This is a genomic window from Roseibium aggregatum (assembly GCF_014692675.1).
Lineage (GTDB): Bacteria > Pseudomonadota > Alphaproteobacteria > Rhizobiales > Stappiaceae > Roseibium > Roseibium aggregatum_C.
Genome location: NZ_JABFCZ010000027.1, coordinates 21,712 through 37,208 on the forward strand (window position 1 = coordinate 21,712; position 15,497 = coordinate 37,208).

The following is a 15,497-nucleotide window of genomic DNA, read 5'->3' on the forward strand; positions in this document are numbered from 1 at the left end:
AAAAAGGGCGCCCCGCGGCGCCCTTTTTTATTTCAGGTTCCGCTGATAAAGCGGGAAAGCGCTGATGCTACCGGTGCGAATGGTCGGATTTTTCCAGACACTCCATGACGACATCGGCTGCCGCCGCGCTCTGGCACCTGTCATCCGGCAGACGCATCAGATGGTCCAGATCGCCGAACGCCTCGATCTGCTCCCGCCTGGCCTCGCTGTCGGTCAGAAGATCCGCCACCAAAGGCTCGAGCCGGTCCGCATTGACCTCATCGTCCAGGAATTCCGGGACCACGTTTCGCCCCAGGATAATGTTCGGCAGAACCATGGATGTTGCGCTGACGATCCGGATGATCTTGTTCAGATCCTTCAGCCGCCGGTAAAACCAGTCCAGCTTGTAGCAGATCTCCATCGGCACGCCGGCAAGCGCCAATTCGAGGGAAACCGTTCCCGAAGCCGCCAGGGCCGCATGGGCCCTGCGAAAGGCCGCATGCTTGGCCTCCTCGCCAAGGACGATTTCCGGTTTGACCGGCCAGTCCGCGACATCGCACCTGATCCGTTCCACCATGTGCGGAACCGCCGGCAGCAGAACTTCCAGTTCGTCAAACCGTTTGTGGAGGCGGGCAACCGTGATTCCGAAATCCGCCAGAAGCCGGTCGACTTCACTGCCGCGGCTACCCGGCAGAACGAGCAGCACCTTCTTTTCCGAAGAAACCGGTGTCCGTTCGCCTTCCTTCGGCCTGAACCGGTCCACCCGTTCGATGATCGGATGTCCGACATAATGGGTTCGCGGCCCGCCGAGCCGCTCGTGAACCTCCGGCTCAAAAGGCAACAGGGCGAGCAACTCGTCCACATAGACACTCATCTTGGGCGCTCGTCCCGGCCGCCAGGCCCAGACCGAGGGCGAGACATAACCGACGATCGGAATCTCAGGCGCCCGCTTGCGGACCCGTTTGGCCACGTTATGGGTAAAATCCGGACTGTCGATGATGATCAGGACGTCCGGTCTGGCGGCGACGACACCGGCAACCGTCTGATAGACCCGTTTGACGATGAGCGGCAGACGGGCCAGAACCGCGGTCAACCCCATGACGGCGATGTCCGACATGTCGAAAAAGCTCTTGAAACCGGCCGCCTTCATCCGCTCGCCGCCGACGCCGCAATAGGTGACGCCATCGCCAAGGCGGCCCTTCAGGGCAAGAATGAGTTCCGACCCGAGCAAATCGCCGGATTCCTCGCCCACGACAATGCAGATGGTTCTCGGGCGGTCGGATACTGTCGACATGAAGACCTGCTCCTCAGCCCTTTTCGGGACGATCGATGCCGTAGATGAAAAGACCGGCTTCGTCCGCCTTCCTGATCGTCGCTGCCTGATCGGCAATCAGCGCGCGGCCGGCTTCGACGGCAATGCCTTCAAGACCGGCTGCCAGCGCCAGTTCGATTGTTCTCGGGCCGACGGTCGGCAAATCCACCCGGAGGTCCTGGCTCGGCTTGGCCGCCTTGACCAGAACGCCGGCAGTTCCCTTGGACCGGATCCGGCCATTCGCGCGCAAAGCCGCACAGCGCTCCAGCATGGCATCGGTGCCTTCGGCCCCTTCGAGCGCCACCACCCGTCCGCCGACGGCGACCGCCGCCTGGCCGATATCCAGTTCGCCAAGCCGGTCGGTTGCCTTGAGGGCCAGATCCATGTCCCCCAGGGCAGTTTTGGATGGCGTAACCTTGCCGAGAATGCCGGTTCCGGCCAGAAGCTCAGGCGCAATATCCGTCATGCCGACCACCTCAAATCCTTCCGCTTCAAACAGACCGATCACCTTGGAAAGCAGGCTGTCGTCGCCGCCCATCAGCGCCCGGGCAATTTTCGGCAACAGTCTGAGGGTTCCGGCGTCCCCGAACACGGAGGCAAAATCCGGGCGCTTCGAAATCCCGCCGATCAACAGCAGCCGGGAACATCCGTTCCGCTTCAGGGTCTTGAGCAGACGGCCGATCTCGCCCCAGCCCAGTTCGGCGATGGACCGCGAAAGGGTCTCGGGATCGGCTTCGCCCCTGATGGCCACGATCACCGGGTCCATTCCCTTTTTCGCCAGAACATCGGCCACCTGATGCGGCAAGGCGCCATTGCCCGCGACTAGGCCAACGCGGGCGCCAGACAGATCATATGCTTTGGACCGCGACGCCATAGGCGGGTCAGTCTCCGCTGCGCGGTGTGCAGAACCGGCGGTCTTCCTTTTCCAGAATGAAATCGGTGACGGTCTTCACCAGCGGCTCGTCGGGGTTTTCCTGTGCGACCGCCTGGGCTCGTTCCCTGAGCGTGCCTTCCTCGCTTTCGAAAAGGGCCTTGTAAGCGGCTCTGAGAGCATGGATCTGTTCGCGCGGGAAATTCTTCCGCTTCAGTCCGATCAGGTTCAGGCCCGCCAGGCGCGCCCTGTCGCCGATGACCGAGCCGAAAGGAATAACGTCGAATTCGACACCGGTCATGCCGCCGACAATCGCCCCGGTGCCGATCCGGCTCCACTGGCGGACAGCGCTCAATCCGCCGAGGATGACGTAATCGGCCAGTTCGACGTGACCGGCAAGCGTCGCGTTGTTCGCCAGGATGGCGTAATTGCCGACCATGCAGTCATGGCCGACATGGGAGCCCATCATGAACAGGCAGTTGTCGCCCACCCTGGTCAGGCTGCCGCCGCCCGCGGTGCCCGGATTCATGGTCACATGTTCCCGGATCTGATTGTTGGACCCGATCTCCAGATAGGTTTCCTCGCCCGCGTACTTCAAATCCTGCGGCTTGTGTCCGATGCTGGCGAACGGAAAGATGTGCGTGCCCGAACCGACCTTCGTATGACCGGCAACAACCACGTGGCTTTCCAGGCATACGTTTTCGCCCAGCTCAACGTGGGCCCCGACAATGCAATAGGGTCCGATCCTGACACCGTCGCCCAGCTTGGCGCCGTCTTCCACGATCGCCGTTGGATGTATCTCAGCCATCCGTCCTCACGCGTCCACGAGCATTGCGCTGATTTCCGCCTCGGCAACCTTCGCGCCGTCGACCTTGGCAACCGCCTGGAACTTCCAGATGTTGGAGCGTTGCTTGATCTTCTGCACGTGAAAGTGAACCTGGTCGCCCGGGATGACAGGCTTGCGGAACTTCGCGTTGTCTATGGTCATGAAATACACAAGCTGCGGCGGGCTGCCGTCTCCGCGGGAATCCACGCAGATTGCGCCGGCGGTCTGTGCCATGGCCTCGATCAGCAACACACCCGGCATCACCGGCTGCCCGGGAAAATGCCCGGTAAAATGCGGCTCGTTGATCGTGACGTTCTTGATGCCGATGGCACTGTTGTCGCCGTCGATCTCGATGATCTTGTCGACCAGCAGAAACGGATAGCGATGCGGCAGCATCTCCATGATCCGCATGATGTCGGCACTACCGAGTTCCGTCTTCTCAGTCTGTTCCATTCCTAAGCCCCTTGCGCGGCAGAAAACGCCCAGTTTCGTTCTTTATCTTGACAACCCTTTAAGACCCGCCGCCCCGCTCTGCAAGCTTGCGCAGCGCCGCCATTTCCCGGAACCATTGTTTCACCGGCTTTGCCGGCGTGCCGCCGTAGCGCCCGCCGGCCGGCACGTCCTCGCCAACAACACTGACGGCCGCGATCTGGGCGCCCATCCCGATCCGCACATGTCCGCGAACGCCGGTCTGCCCGCCGATCGCGACAAAATCCTCCAGCGTACAGCTTCCCGAAAGGCCAACCTGGGAAACCAGAACACAATGGCGGCCGATAATGACGTTATGACCGATCTGCACCTGGTTATCGATCTTGGTCCCCTCACCCACAATTGTATCCCGGTTGGCGCCCCGGTCGATCGTGGTATTCGCTCCGATCTCGACATTGTCCTGGATAACCACACGGCCGACCTGGGGAACCTTCAAATGCCCCCCGGCCCCCATCGCATAGCCGAAACCGTCCTGACCGATGCAAACGCCGGGATGCAGATAGACGCGGTCGCCCAGAATGGCATGCTGAAGCGTCGAATTGGCGCCGATGACGCAATCCCGGCCGATGGCGCAGCCCGCCCCGATGACCGCATTGGGAAGGATTGCCGTTCCCGAACCGATCTGGGCGCCGGCGCCGATCACCACTCCGGGTCCGACCGCAACACCTTCTTCCAGCTCCGCGGACGGATCGATGATTGCCCGTTCGGAGATCCCCTCAAAACCGGAAGGCTTCGGCACCATGGCATCCGGATACAGTCTCGCCAGCACCTTCGCCCAGGAGCGATAGGCATCGTTCGACACGAGAACCGCGACCCCTTCCGGCACCTTGTCCACGTGCTTGCGGGCAATGATGCAGGCAGCAGCCCGGGTCTCGCTCAGCTTGTCGAGATAAGCCGTATTATCGAAAAAAACGAGCACGCCCTCATCGGCATCCTCGATCGGTCCGACACCGGCGATCAGTCGCTCAGGCTCGCCCCGAAGAAGCTCCGCCTCGGCCCACTCGGAGATCATCTGGAGCGAAACCGGCTCCACCGGCGGAAAAAAGACTGGATCGGACATGGGTTTTGGCTCCCCTGGGCGTCAGGCACCAATAGCAAACGGCCGCCGGCAAAGCGGCGGCCGTAAAGGGTTCATCGAGCAGTTCGTTAGAAGCGGGTCCCGCCGCTCAGGCGGAATACCTGCGTCCTGTCCACCGAGCTCTTCGCAAGCGGCCAGGCCAGATCCGCTTTCAGCGGACCGAACGGCGACCGCCATCTCAGACCGAAACCGACGGACGCCCGAAGATCGAAATCATTCGAATTCACGGACGAACCGTTGTTGTTCACAAGGTTGACCAGTCCGGAATCTGCATCCCAAAGCGAGCCGATATCAGAGAAGACCGCGGTGCTCAGGCCGAATTCCTGGGGAACGCCCGGGAACGGGAACGATGCCTCTGCCGTGGCGGCGAAGTAAAGCTGACCGCCGATCGCGTCACCGGTCGAGGCATCGCGCGGGCCGATACCCTGGTTTTCGAAGCCGCGAATAAGGTTTCCGCCCACCATGAACTGTTCCGGAACCCGCAGGCGGTTGCTGCCAAGGGCCGTCACATGGCCACCGGTGACCTTGAGCGCGCCGACGACACCCTGATCCGGCAGGATCTCCTTGAAGTATTTCGCTTCAGCGGTGCTCTTGACGTAGAAGGAATCCCCACCGAGACCGGCGAATTCCTGTCCGGCAGCGGCATAGATACCGTCGGTCGGGTCGAGGTTGTTGTCCAGCGTGGTGTAGACGAACTGATAACCGGCGAGAGACGTCAGGTTTGTTCCAAGCGAGTCACAGATCGCGATCGACAGACCGCTGCCTGCGCAGGTGGAGATGCCTGTTGCCACGCCGCTGGGGTCTTTGAGTTCGGTCTGGTAGATCTTGTAGAACAGGCGCAGCGTCAGCTCGTCTTCGCGAAGCGGCAAGGAGAACCCGAAACCGCCGCCCGTGGTCCGTTCGTCATAAGACCGGTAGTTGTTGTTGTCGTAGACCCGCTTGTAGAGGTCGAGATCAAGCCCGATCCGCCGGCCGAGGAAGAACGGCTCCTTGAAGGCGAACTGGTAGGTCTGCGTATCCGCACCGACACCGGCACCGAGCTTCACATACTGCCCGCGGCCCAGGAAGTTCTTTTCCGAAATCGAGACATCGCCAATGACACCGTCGCTTGTCGAGTAACCGATACCGAAGGAAACTTCGCCGGTGGGTTTCTCCTGGACGTTGACATTGACCACCACACGGTCCGGCGCACTACCGGGAGACGTCGTGATCGAAACCTTCTCGAAGAACCCGAGGTTGTTCAGGCGCCGCTCTGCCTTGTCGATGAGCGCGCGGTTAAAGGCATCGCCTTCCACGATATCGAATTCCCGGCGAATGACATATTCGCGGGTACGATCGTTGCCGATGATGTTGATCCGCTCGACGTAGGCGCGCGGCCCTTCCTCGATGTAGTAGGTGAGCGCAATGGTCTTGTTTTCGTAGTCGCGGGAGCCGCGGGGACGGACCTGGGCGAACGCATACCCGTCTTCGGAAATCTTGAGTGTCAGATCCTCGACGCTCTGCTCGACGCGAAGCGAATTATAGGTATCGCCCGAATGGGTCCGCAGCTTCGACCGCAGCGCTTCCGGATCTACCGAGGAAAGCGAGGAAACGATCTCGACATCGGAAATCTTGTATTTCTCGCCTTCATCCACGGTGAAGGTCACGTGGAAGACGTTGTTTTCACGATCGAGGTCCGCGGTCGCAGAAACGATATAGAAATCCGCGTAGCCCTTCTTGTGATAGAACTGGCGCAGCAGTTCCTGGTCCTGCGCAAGCCGGTCCGGATCGTAGGTGTCCGTGGAACGAAGCCAGCTGAGCAGCCCGCTCTCGCGGGTACGGATCACGTCGCGCAGCTTCCCGTCGCTGAACGCATGGTTGCCGATGAAGGTAATGCGCTCGACACCGGTCTTCTTGCCTTCGTTGATTTCAAAAACAAGATCGACCCGGTTGTTGCCGCGATCGATGATTTCCGGATTGACGGAGGCGCGATAACGGCCGGAGCGACGATAGGCTTCCAGAATGTTCTGGACGTCGGCCTGGACCTTTGCCCGGGTCAGCATCGTACGCTCGGAGGAACGGACAGCCGTCTTCAGCGCATCGTCGTTGAGTTTCTTGTTCCCCTCGAAGGACACCCGGTTGATGATCGGGTTCTCCTTCACGTTGACGACAAGAGTACCGCCCTGGGGAACGATGTTCACATCTGCAAAGAGGCCGGTCGCGAACAGGGCCTTGAGTGATTCGTCGATATCCGCAGGACCATAGGATCGCCCGACGGATATGGTCATATAGCTCAGGACCGTCTCGGTCTCGATTCGCGTATTGCCACGCACCACGATATTGCGCGCAACTGCCGCTTCTGCGGCTGTGACCGAAAGCGGCCCGTATGCATTGGGAAGAACGGCGCCGGTGCAAAATACGGCTGCCGCCAGCAATACGGCGCGAGTGAATTTCTGCAATCGCTGCATAAGTGCGCTATGCCTTTATCGTTTTTGCCCTGTGCGAAAAGCCACAGGTCACCCCAGAATCTCTAGAACCGAAATCGTTTTACAGTCTTTTGCCAATTACGCAACAGGCGCTGACAGGCAAAACAGATTTCAATTGAATGCGTTGCGTGGATGCCACGGACAGCCCGCCGCTACAGACGGGTAAGATGAAGCACGTCGTTCCAGGTGGCGAAAACCATCAGAAGCAGAACGATGGCGATCCCGATCCGGAACCCGATATCCTGAACGCGCTCACTGAGCGGCTTCCCCCGTACAGCTTCGACGGCATAATAAACCAGATGACCGCCATCCAGCATCGGCACCGGCATGAGGTTCAGGAGGCCGATACTGACCGACAGCACCGCAGCCAGGGAAAACAGGGGAACGATCCCCTGGGTGGCAACCTGGCCGGACACCTGGGCCACACGGATCGGTCCGCCGAGCTGATCCGCCGCCTCCCGTCCCGAAATGACGCCCCAGATATAATCGAGCGTCCGGGACGCGATGTAATAGGTTTCCTTGGACCCTTCGACGACGGCCGAAACCGGTCCGAATTTTTCGTGAATCAGATCGTCTTCCTGCAGACTGCGCGACACACCCAATAGCCCGATCCGCTGTACGTTGCCGAAACGGTCCTTCAATTCACGGTACTGCGGCGTCACGGTCAGGGTCACGTCCTCGTCCCCCCGCTTGACTTCCAGTACCAGAGGCACATTCGCGCTCGCGGACACGATCCGCTGAAGGTCCGAGAACGTCGAGATCTTGTCGCCATCTACGGAAACGATCAGATCGCCCGGCTTCAGGCCGCCGGCAGCGGCAGCACTGTCGGGCTGAACCGTATCCACAACAGGTGATGCAACAATTCGTCCGAAGAGCATGAAAATTATAGCGAAAATCGCGATGGACAGGATGAAGTTCGCAATCGGCCCGGCCGCCACGACAGCAGCCCGCTGCCAGACCGGTTTGGCGATAAAGGCTCCGGCGCGTTCTTCCGGCGGCATGGCGGCGATCCATTCGCGGTCCGGAACGCTGGCCGCATTTTCGTCGCCTGCGAATTTCACATAGCCGCCGAGGGGGATCAGCGACAAACGCCACCTGGTTCCCTTCTTGTCGGTTCTTCCGAAAAGTTCCCGACCGAATCCGACGGAAAAGGCGTCCACCTTCACCCCGCACCAGCGGGCGACCAGGAAATGACCGAGTTCATGAAAGAAGACGACGATGGTCAGAACAAACAGAAACGGCACGATATAGCCAGCCACGAGTCCATAGGCCGAGGAAAGAAGTTCCATTGAGTGTTCCTGTTTTGATGCGCGTTCGCTCGGTACGTTTATTTACAGACTAGCAGATTACGAGAATACGGCACGTTAATGGTCGGAAGTTGATTTTTCCCAAAATCATTTCCTTGCGGAGAACGGCTTTATTGTCCGCCGCGTTCTCCAATCCAATTGGCACAAATGACACGTGCTTCCGCATCCAATGCCATGACCGCGTCCGCGCTGTCGGGCTGAGCGAGCCGGCCGGCAGCTTCCAGCCGGTCGATCGTCGCCTCCACCGCCGCCGAAATATCGGGAAAGCGCAGCCGTCTTTCCAGAAACGCGCTGACGGCGATTTCATCCGCGGCATTCAAGACGCAGGTCGCCCCGCCGCCGCGCTTGAGCGATGAAAGAGCAAGTCCGAGTGCCGGAAACCGCACCGGATCCGGTTTCTCGAAGGTGAGCGAGCCGATTTCCGCCAGATCAAGCCGCTTGAGCGGCACGGCCATCCGCCCGGGCCAGGCAAGGCAATGGGCGATCGGCGTGCGCATATCCGGCGACCCCATCTGCGCCAGAAGAGAACCGTCGGCATATTGCACCAGCCCGTGAACGACGGACTGGGGGTGAACGAGAACCCCCAGCTGATCATGACCGACGGGGAAGAGATGGAATGCCTCGATCACTTCGAAGCCCTTGTTCATCAAGGTGGCGCTGTCGATGGTTATCCTTTGACCCATGTCCCAGTTGGGATGCTTGAGCGCCTGTTCCGGCGTGATCGCCGTCATGTCCTCCAGACGCGTCGTCCGGAACGGCCCGCCGGACGCCGTCAGGATGATCTTTTCCACTTCGCTCCGGTTTTCCGGTTCGAACACCTGGAAAATGGCATTGTGTTCGCTGTCGACCGGAAGAAGGGTCGCCCCCGACTGACGCACCTTTTTCATGAAAAGGTCGCCGGCGGAAACCAGGCACTCCTTGTTGGCAAGTGCGATCGCCCGACCCGGCTTGATGGCGGCAAGGGTCGGAACCAGCCCGGCCGCCCCGACGATGCCGGCAACGACCATATCGGCCGGCCGGTCGACCGCTTCCAGAACGGCCTCGCTTCCGGCCGAAACGGCAACGCCGCTTCCCGACAGGGCGTCCGCCAAAGCCGCCCCATGGGCTTCGTTGGCCAGAACGGCGGATTCGGCATTCACCAGTCGTGCCAGGCGGGCCAGTTCATCCACGTTGTTGTTGGCAACGAGCGCCGTCACCTTGAACCGCTCGGGATTGCGCGCGACGAGATCAAGCGTGCTTTTCCCGATCGATCCGGTCGCGCCAAGCACGATCAGGCGCATCGGGTCCGTTGTGCCTTGCATTCCCATATCCGCCGGTGAAGACGACGACGCGTCCATGAAACTGTCCTTTTAGCCGAGCGCAAGGCCCGAAATCGGATCCGCAACGCTTCCGCCGAACAAAAATCCGAGTGCGACCGCTGCAATTGCCGCAGCAACCAGCCCGTCGACGCGATCCATGATTCCGCCATGCCCGGGAATGAGATGGCTGGAATCCTTGACGTTGAAACGCCGTTTGACGCCCGATTCCAGGAGATCTCCCAATTGCGAGACGACCGACAAGACGGCGGCGAGCAGCGCCCAGTTGAAAAGATCGTCCTTTCCGGCAATCGCTGCCGTGCCCAATCCGAGCAAAACCGCGCACACCAATCCGCCGATGGCGCCCGACCAGGTCTTGTTCGGCGAAATCTTTCTCCAGAGTTTCGGTCCCCCGAGGCTCCTGCCGGTGAAATAGGCCGCAATATCTGTCGTCCAGACCAGAACAAGCAGGAAAAACAGGAAGACCAGGCCCTGCTCCCCGCCCCGGATGACGAGCAGCGCATAAAGGGCCAGACCACCGTAAATGAGGCCTTCCGCAGCCCATCGCCCTGCCCGGTTAAATCCGCTCAGACCGTAAACGGCCAGGGCGCCAATGATCGGACACGCCAGGGAAACTCCGGGATAACCAAAGTGATAGGCAATCGCGAGCCCGACGAGCACCAGATATCCGGCAACCCCGTGAGGCGTAGAAAGACCGGTGCCGGTCATCGCGAACCATTCGTGCAGAAAAAGGAGGGCAGCCACGAGCGCCAGTATGCCGAAAGCGGGACCGCCCAACCAGGCAAGGCCAAGAACAATAGGCCCCATCACGGCCGCTGATAGGACCCGCAATCTCAGATCGGACATGTTTTTCGGGCCCTTGTCCGCCGTTCCCCCCTCAAGGCCGGACATCCTAAAGCGCTTTTGCGGTCAGGCCGCCGAACCGGCGTTCGCGGCCCATGAAATCGGACAGGGCCAGATCGAAGGCCGCCTCGTCGAAATCGGGCCAATGGACAGGCGAAAAATGGAACTCCGAATAGGCGGCCTGCCACATCAGGAAATTCGACAGCCGGAGTTCGCCGCTGGTCCGGATGATGAGATCCGGGTCGGGAATACCCGCTGTATCGAGCCGGCTCGCGATCGCATCCTCGTCGATGTCTTCAGGAGCAAGGCGGCCTGCGGCGACCTCTTCTGCGAGTTGGCGGACCGAACGGGCGATTTCGTCACGGGAGCCGTAATTGAAGGCTACGACAAGGGTCATGCCCGTGTTGTTCCTGGTCAGCTCTTCCGCCTCGACCAGCAGCGCGCGGATACCCGGTTCCAGGGTCAGCCGGTCGCCGATTACCTTGATCCGGACATTCGCATTGTGAATCTCCGTCAGGTCACGCTGAACGAAACGGCGCAGAAGTCCCATCAGGAAACTGACTTCCGGCTGCGGACGGCTCCAGTTTTCAGAAGAGAAGCTATAGATCGTCAAATAACGGATACCGGTCTTGACCGCGTGCCGGATCGTCCGGCGCAACGCTTCCAGTCCGTGACGGTGTCCCTCGGTACGCGGCAGCCCCCTGGCCGTCGCCCAACGGCCGTTCCCGTCCATGATCAGGGCGACATGCCGAGGCAATGCACCGGCTGCCGGATCGGGCGCCGTATCCTCGGATTTTCGATCGGGACTGACCGTCATGAGGGACCCTGCTTTCAGCCGAAGCTCATCAGACCTTGGAGATTCAGACCTGGGAGATTTCCTGCTCTTTTTTCTCCAGCATGGCATCGACTTCGCCGATCATGCTGTCGGTCAGCTTCTGGACCTCGTCAGACGCGACCCGGCTATCGTCCTGGCTGATATCGCCGTCCTTTTCCAGCTTCTTGGCCGTATCCATGCCGTCGCGGCGCACGTGCCTGATGGCGACCTTGGCCTGTTCCGCATATTTGTGGGCGACCTTGATCAGTTCCTGGCGCCGTTCCTGGTTGAGTTCCGGAATCGGCAGGCGCAGCAACTGGCCGTCGACGACAGGATTGAGACCGAGGTTCGATTCGCGGATCGCCTTCTCGACCGCAGCAACCATCCCCTTGTCCCAGACCTGAACCGCAACCATGCGCGGTTCGGGCACGCTGACCGTGGCAACCTGGTTGATCGGCATGGACTGCCCATAGGCCTCAACGGTGATCGGTTCCAGCATGCTTGAGGAGGCGCGGCCCGTGCGCAGCCCTGCAAATTCGGTTTTCAGGACCGACAAAGCGCCTTGCATGCGGCGCTTCAGGTCGTCCAGATCAATACCTTCTACGGGCATATTGTCCTCACTTCATTCTAATTTGTTCGTTTTAATAGACTCTCAGCCGGCGCCAAGATGGCACACTCGCGACGAAACACAAGGGGCAGGCCCCGGCTAAAACGGAAAACTCTCAGCCGCCGACGACCGTGTAAGTGCCGGTTTCCTGCAAAACGCTGACCAGGGCACCCGGTGTGTGAATGGAAAAGACGATAACAGGAATGGAATTGTCACGTGCCAGGGCAATCGCCGTGGTGTCCATGACCTTCAGATCGCGCTGGATGACTTCCTCGTAGCCGAGGGTGTCGTAACGCACAGCATCCGGATTGACCTTTGGATCTTCGGAATAGACGCCATCGACCTGCGTGCCTTTCAGAAAAGCATCGCATTTCATCTCGGCGGCCCGCAGGGCCGCGCCGGAATCGGTGGTGAAGAACGGGTTGCCGGTACCGCCGGCGAAGACGATCACGTCACCGTCTTCCATGTAGCGTTCGGCGACACGCTGGGTAAACGTCTCGCAGATGGAGGGAACCGGCACGGCGGAAAGGACGCGGGCCTGAACCTTCAGCCGGCGCAGGGCGTCGGCGAGCGTCAGGCTGTTCATGATGGTCGCCAGCATGCCCATGTGGTCGCCGGTGACCCGGTTGCCGCCCTTTGCGGCCACGGCCACGCCGCGAAAGATGTTGCCCCCGCCGACGACGACCCCTACCTGCGCACCGAGTTCCACGGCATCGGCGATTTCCTTCGCAATCCGCTGCACGATGGCAGGATCGATACCGAAGGACTGGTTCCCCATTAGCGCCTCCCCTGACAGCTTCAGAAGCACGCGTTTCCAGCGGAGCGGATTGGTCATGGTGGAACCCTATTTCTTGTTGTGGCCTCTCAAAAAAAAGCGCCGGTCAATGCCGGCGCCTTTCGAACTTACTGCCCGGTGGCTGCTGCCACCTCTGCGGCGAAGTCTTGCTCTTCCTTCTCGATCCCCTCGCCGATGGCGAAGCGGACGAAACCGGTGAGCTTGACCGGCGTTCCAAGATCCTTGGCCAGCGCCTCGACAGCCTGCTCGACCGTCTTGTCCGGATCGATCACGAAGGCCTGTTTAACCAGCGTGACTTCTTCATAGAACTTGCGCAGGCGGCCTTCCACCATCTTTTCGATGATGTTTTCCGGCTTGCCGGATTCGCGGGCCTGCTCGGAGAACACGCTACGCTCGCGCTCGACGACTGCCGGGTCGAGTTCGTCCGTGTTCAGGGCCAGCGGGCTGGTTGCGGCAATGTGCATCGCGATCTGACGGCCGAGACCGTTCAGCTTGTCCTTATCGCCGGAGGATTCCAGGGCGACTAGAACACCGATCTTGCCGAGACCGTCGGAAACGGCACCGTGAACGTAGGTGGAGACGACACCTTCGGAAACGGACAGCATGGCGGTCCGACGAAGGGTCATGTTCTCGCCGATGGTCGCAATCGCATCGGTGATCGCATCGGCGACAGACTTGCCGCCGACCGTAGCGGAATTGACAGCGTCCAACGAGCCGTCGGTATTCACGGCGACACCGGCCACGTTCTTGACCAGGTCCTGGAACCCTTCGTTACGGGCAACAAAGTCCGTTTCGGAGTTCAGTTCGATGACGGCAGCCTTGGTGCCTTCAGCAGCAACGCCGACCAGACCTTCAGCGGCAACACGGCCTGCCTTCTTGGCAGCCTTTGCCAGGCCCTTGGTGCGCAGCCAGTCAACGGCAGCTTCCATATCGCCACCCGACTCGGTCAGGGCGGTCTTGCAGTCCATCATGCCAGCGCCGGATTTCTCGCGGAGCTCTTTTACCATCGCAGCGGTAATGCTCATCGATTGCCTCGGGGATGGGGGTTATTGATACGGCACGGTGTAACGGTAGATCACCCGCGCCTTTATGACGGGACTGCAACGAATTGCAGCCCCCTCTGCGAATTCAACAGATTTCTGCCACCCTTTGAGGGGCGGCAGAAAAACTGACTTAAGCCTGAGCGGCTGCTTCTTCGGCCGGCGCCTCTTCGGCAGCGGCGGGTTCTTCAGCGGCAGCAGTTTCTTCGGCCTCGGTTTCGGCCAGAGCTTCTTCGACCGGAGCTTCTTCCGCAGCACCGACATCCATGCCGGAAGCGCCCTGGGCGCGGGAAATGCCGTCGATGGCGGAGCGTGCAATCAGATCGCAGTAAAGCGTGATGGCGCGGCCGGCGTCGTCGTTGCCCGGCACCGGATAGGTGATGCCTTCCGGATTGGAATTCGAATCGAGGATAGCAGCAACCGGAATGCCCAGACGGCGGGCTTCCTGGATGGCGATCGCTTCACGGTTCGTATCGATCACGAAGATCAGGTCCGGAATACCGCCCATGTCCTTGATACCGCCGAGGTTGCGCTCGAGCTTCTCGCGCTCGCGGTCCATGAACAGGCGCTCTTTCTTCGTCAGCGCGTTGGCGGCGTCGGAATTGAGCGTTTCTTCCAGCTTGCGCAGGCGCTGGATCGACTGGGAGATGGTCTTCCAGTTGGTCAGCATGCCGCCGAGCCAGCGGGCGTTGACGAAGTACTGCGCGGAGTTGCGCGCAGCGGTCGCAACGGCGTCCTGTGCCTGGCGCTTGGTGCCGACGATCAGAACGCGGCCACCACCGGCAACCGTATCGCTGACGGCCTTCAGGGCCTGATGCAGAAGCGGAACGGTCTGAGCCAGATCGATGATGTGAACGTCATTACGGACACCGAAGATGTACTGGCCCATGCGCGGGTTCCAGCGGTGCTTCTGGTGGCCGAAGTGAACGCCAGCTTCCAAGAGCTGACGCATATTGATATCGGGCAATGCCATGGCCCTTAAACTCCTGATTTTCCGGTTTAACCTCCGCAAGAGGATTTGGACCGAAGGTGCTTCCAAAGAGAAGCTCCAGACGATCACCGGATGGAAGGCCGATAAGCTCGGTTTCCGCCCCTTGCGTGTGGAATGGGCGCCTTATAGTTGGACCGCTTCGTGAATTCAAGGCCTAGGGAGCAGTTTTTCGCGCTTCGTTCGCTGTCAAGAAGCGCCCCCAGCTGCCGCAGATGGACAGCCCGTGCCGATATTCCATTCCCGCACGATCCGGTCGGACATCATTGCCCCCGCCTGACCGCTGGTCTACCACAGCAGCCGAACCTCGCCACCTCGTCCTGCAAGGGAGCTGCACTTGACCACCAAAGGCATAAACCATCTCGGCCTGACTGTCCGGGACCTTGAACAGACGACGGCGTTTTTCACCGACCTGCTTGGATGGACGCTGCTGGGCCGGGACGACAGCTATCCGCGCACAACCGTATCGGACGGACATTGCCGCTTCACCCTCTGGCAGGTCGACCAGTCCCGGCCCATGACGGATTTCAACCGCAGGACCAACATCGGCCTGCATCATGTCGCCCTCGAGGTCGCCACGAAAGAAGATCTGTTCGAGATGGCGGACAAGGTACGCGCCTGGCCCGGTATTGTCATGGAATTCGAACCGGAACCGCTTGCCGGCGGACCGCGCATGCACATGATGTTCGCCGAACCCGGCGGAAACCGGGTGGAAATCATCTGGCCGGCCGGCCAATAGCACCGCCTTCAGATAGATCCGCAGTCC

15 protein-coding genes are annotated in these 15,497 nt (G+C 60.5%); 1 reads left to right on the plus strand and 14 read right to left on the minus strand.

From position 1 onward, the window contains the following. Nucleotides 1-67: 67 nt before the first annotated feature. The 14 genes from lpxB to rpsB all read right to left on the minus strand — a co-directional run bounded on the left by lpxB (nt 68) and on the right by rpsB (nt 14,716). On the minus strand, nt 68-1,273 hold the full coding sequence (gene lpxB / locus HK439_RS21555) for a lipid-A-disaccharide synthase (protein ID WP_190293555.1): 1,206 nt from the start codon (nt 1,271-1,273) through the stop codon (nt 68-70). Between the two features lie 13 nt (nt 1,274-1,286). Then, entirely contained in the window at nt 1,287-2,165 is an 879-nt protein-coding gene (locus HK439_RS21560; RefSeq protein WP_190293556.1) for an LpxI family protein, read from the minus strand. Nucleotides 2,166-2,172: 7 nt separating this feature from the next. Beyond that, nucleotides 2,173-2,970 carry an acyl-ACP--UDP-N-acetylglucosamine O-acyltransferase gene (lpxA, locus tag HK439_RS21565; protein ID WP_190293557.1) on the minus strand — a complete coding sequence of 266 codons (798 nt, stop codon included), beginning with the start codon at nt 2,968-2,970 and terminating at the stop codon, nt 2,173-2,175. A gap of 6 nt (nt 2,971-2,976) precedes the next feature. Continuing rightward, nucleotides 2,977-3,441 (minus strand): 3-hydroxyacyl-ACP dehydratase FabZ, encoded by a 465-nt coding sequence (gene fabZ, locus HK439_RS21570; RefSeq protein ID WP_190293558.1) that lies wholly within the window; start codon nt 3,439-3,441, stop codon nt 2,977-2,979. A gap of 58 nt (nt 3,442-3,499) precedes the next feature. Further along, nucleotides 3,500-4,537, minus strand: coding sequence for a UDP-3-O-(3-hydroxymyristoyl)glucosamine N-acyltransferase (gene lpxD, locus HK439_RS21575; RefSeq protein WP_190293559.1), 1,038 nt, complete (start codon nt 4,535-4,537; stop codon nt 3,500-3,502). Between the two features lie 86 nt (nt 4,538-4,623). Further along, the gene (gene bamA, locus HK439_RS21580) at nt 4,624-7,002 is read right to left on the minus strand and encodes an outer membrane protein assembly factor BamA (RefSeq protein WP_190293560.1); all 2,379 of its coding nucleotides are present in this window, start codon (nt 7,000-7,002) and stop codon (nt 4,624-4,626) included. A 170-nt stretch (nt 7,003-7,172) separates the two neighbouring features. After that, nucleotides 7,173-8,309: an RIP metalloprotease RseP gene (gene rseP, locus HK439_RS21585; RefSeq protein ID WP_190293561.1), complete on the minus strand. Its 1,137-nt coding sequence runs from the start codon at nt 8,307-8,309 to the stop codon at nt 7,173-7,175. A 128-nt stretch (nt 8,310-8,437) separates the two neighbouring features. After that, a complete protein-coding gene (locus tag HK439_RS21590) occupies nt 8,438-9,628 on the minus strand; it encodes a 1-deoxy-D-xylulose-5-phosphate reductoisomerase (protein WP_190293562.1) in 1,191 nt (396 codons plus the stop codon). Nucleotides 9,629-9,676: 48 nt separating this feature from the next. Next, the gene (locus tag HK439_RS21595; protein WP_268956956.1) at nt 9,677-10,534 is read right to left on the minus strand and encodes a phosphatidate cytidylyltransferase; all 858 of its coding nucleotides are present in this window, start codon (nt 10,532-10,534) and stop codon (nt 9,677-9,679) included. A gap of 1 nt (nt 10,535) precedes the next feature. Further along, nucleotides 10,536-11,303 (minus strand): isoprenyl transferase, encoded by a 768-nt coding sequence (locus HK439_RS21600; RefSeq protein WP_190293564.1) that lies wholly within the window; start codon nt 11,301-11,303, stop codon nt 10,536-10,538. A 43-nt stretch (nt 11,304-11,346) separates the two neighbouring features. Then, nucleotides 11,347-11,910, minus strand: a complete 564-nt coding sequence (gene frr / locus HK439_RS21605; RefSeq protein WP_190293565.1) for a ribosome recycling factor — start codon at nt 11,908-11,910, stop codon at nt 11,347-11,349. A gap of 112 nt (nt 11,911-12,022) precedes the next feature. Then, the gene (gene pyrH / locus HK439_RS21610) at nt 12,023-12,742 is read right to left on the minus strand and encodes a UMP kinase (RefSeq protein WP_190293566.1); all 720 of its coding nucleotides are present in this window, start codon (nt 12,740-12,742) and stop codon (nt 12,023-12,025) included. Nucleotides 12,743-12,810: 68 nt separating this feature from the next. Next, on the minus strand, nt 12,811-13,728 hold the full coding sequence (tsf, locus tag HK439_RS21615) for a translation elongation factor Ts (RefSeq protein ID WP_190293567.1): 918 nt from the start codon (nt 13,726-13,728) through the stop codon (nt 12,811-12,813). 148 nt (nt 13,729-13,876) lie between these two features. After that, nucleotides 13,877-14,716, minus strand: a complete 840-nt coding sequence (gene rpsB / locus HK439_RS21620) for a 30S ribosomal protein S2 (protein ID WP_190293568.1) — start codon at nt 14,714-14,716, stop codon at nt 13,877-13,879. A 352-nt stretch (nt 14,717-15,068) separates the two neighbouring features. Between rpsB and HK439_RS21625 the strand changes: the two genes are divergently transcribed. After that, nucleotides 15,069-15,470 carry a VOC family protein gene (locus HK439_RS21625; protein WP_190293569.1) on the plus strand — a complete coding sequence of 134 codons (402 nt, stop codon included), beginning with the start codon at nt 15,069-15,071 and terminating at the stop codon, nt 15,468-15,470. Nucleotides 15,471-15,497 lie beyond the last annotated feature (27 nt).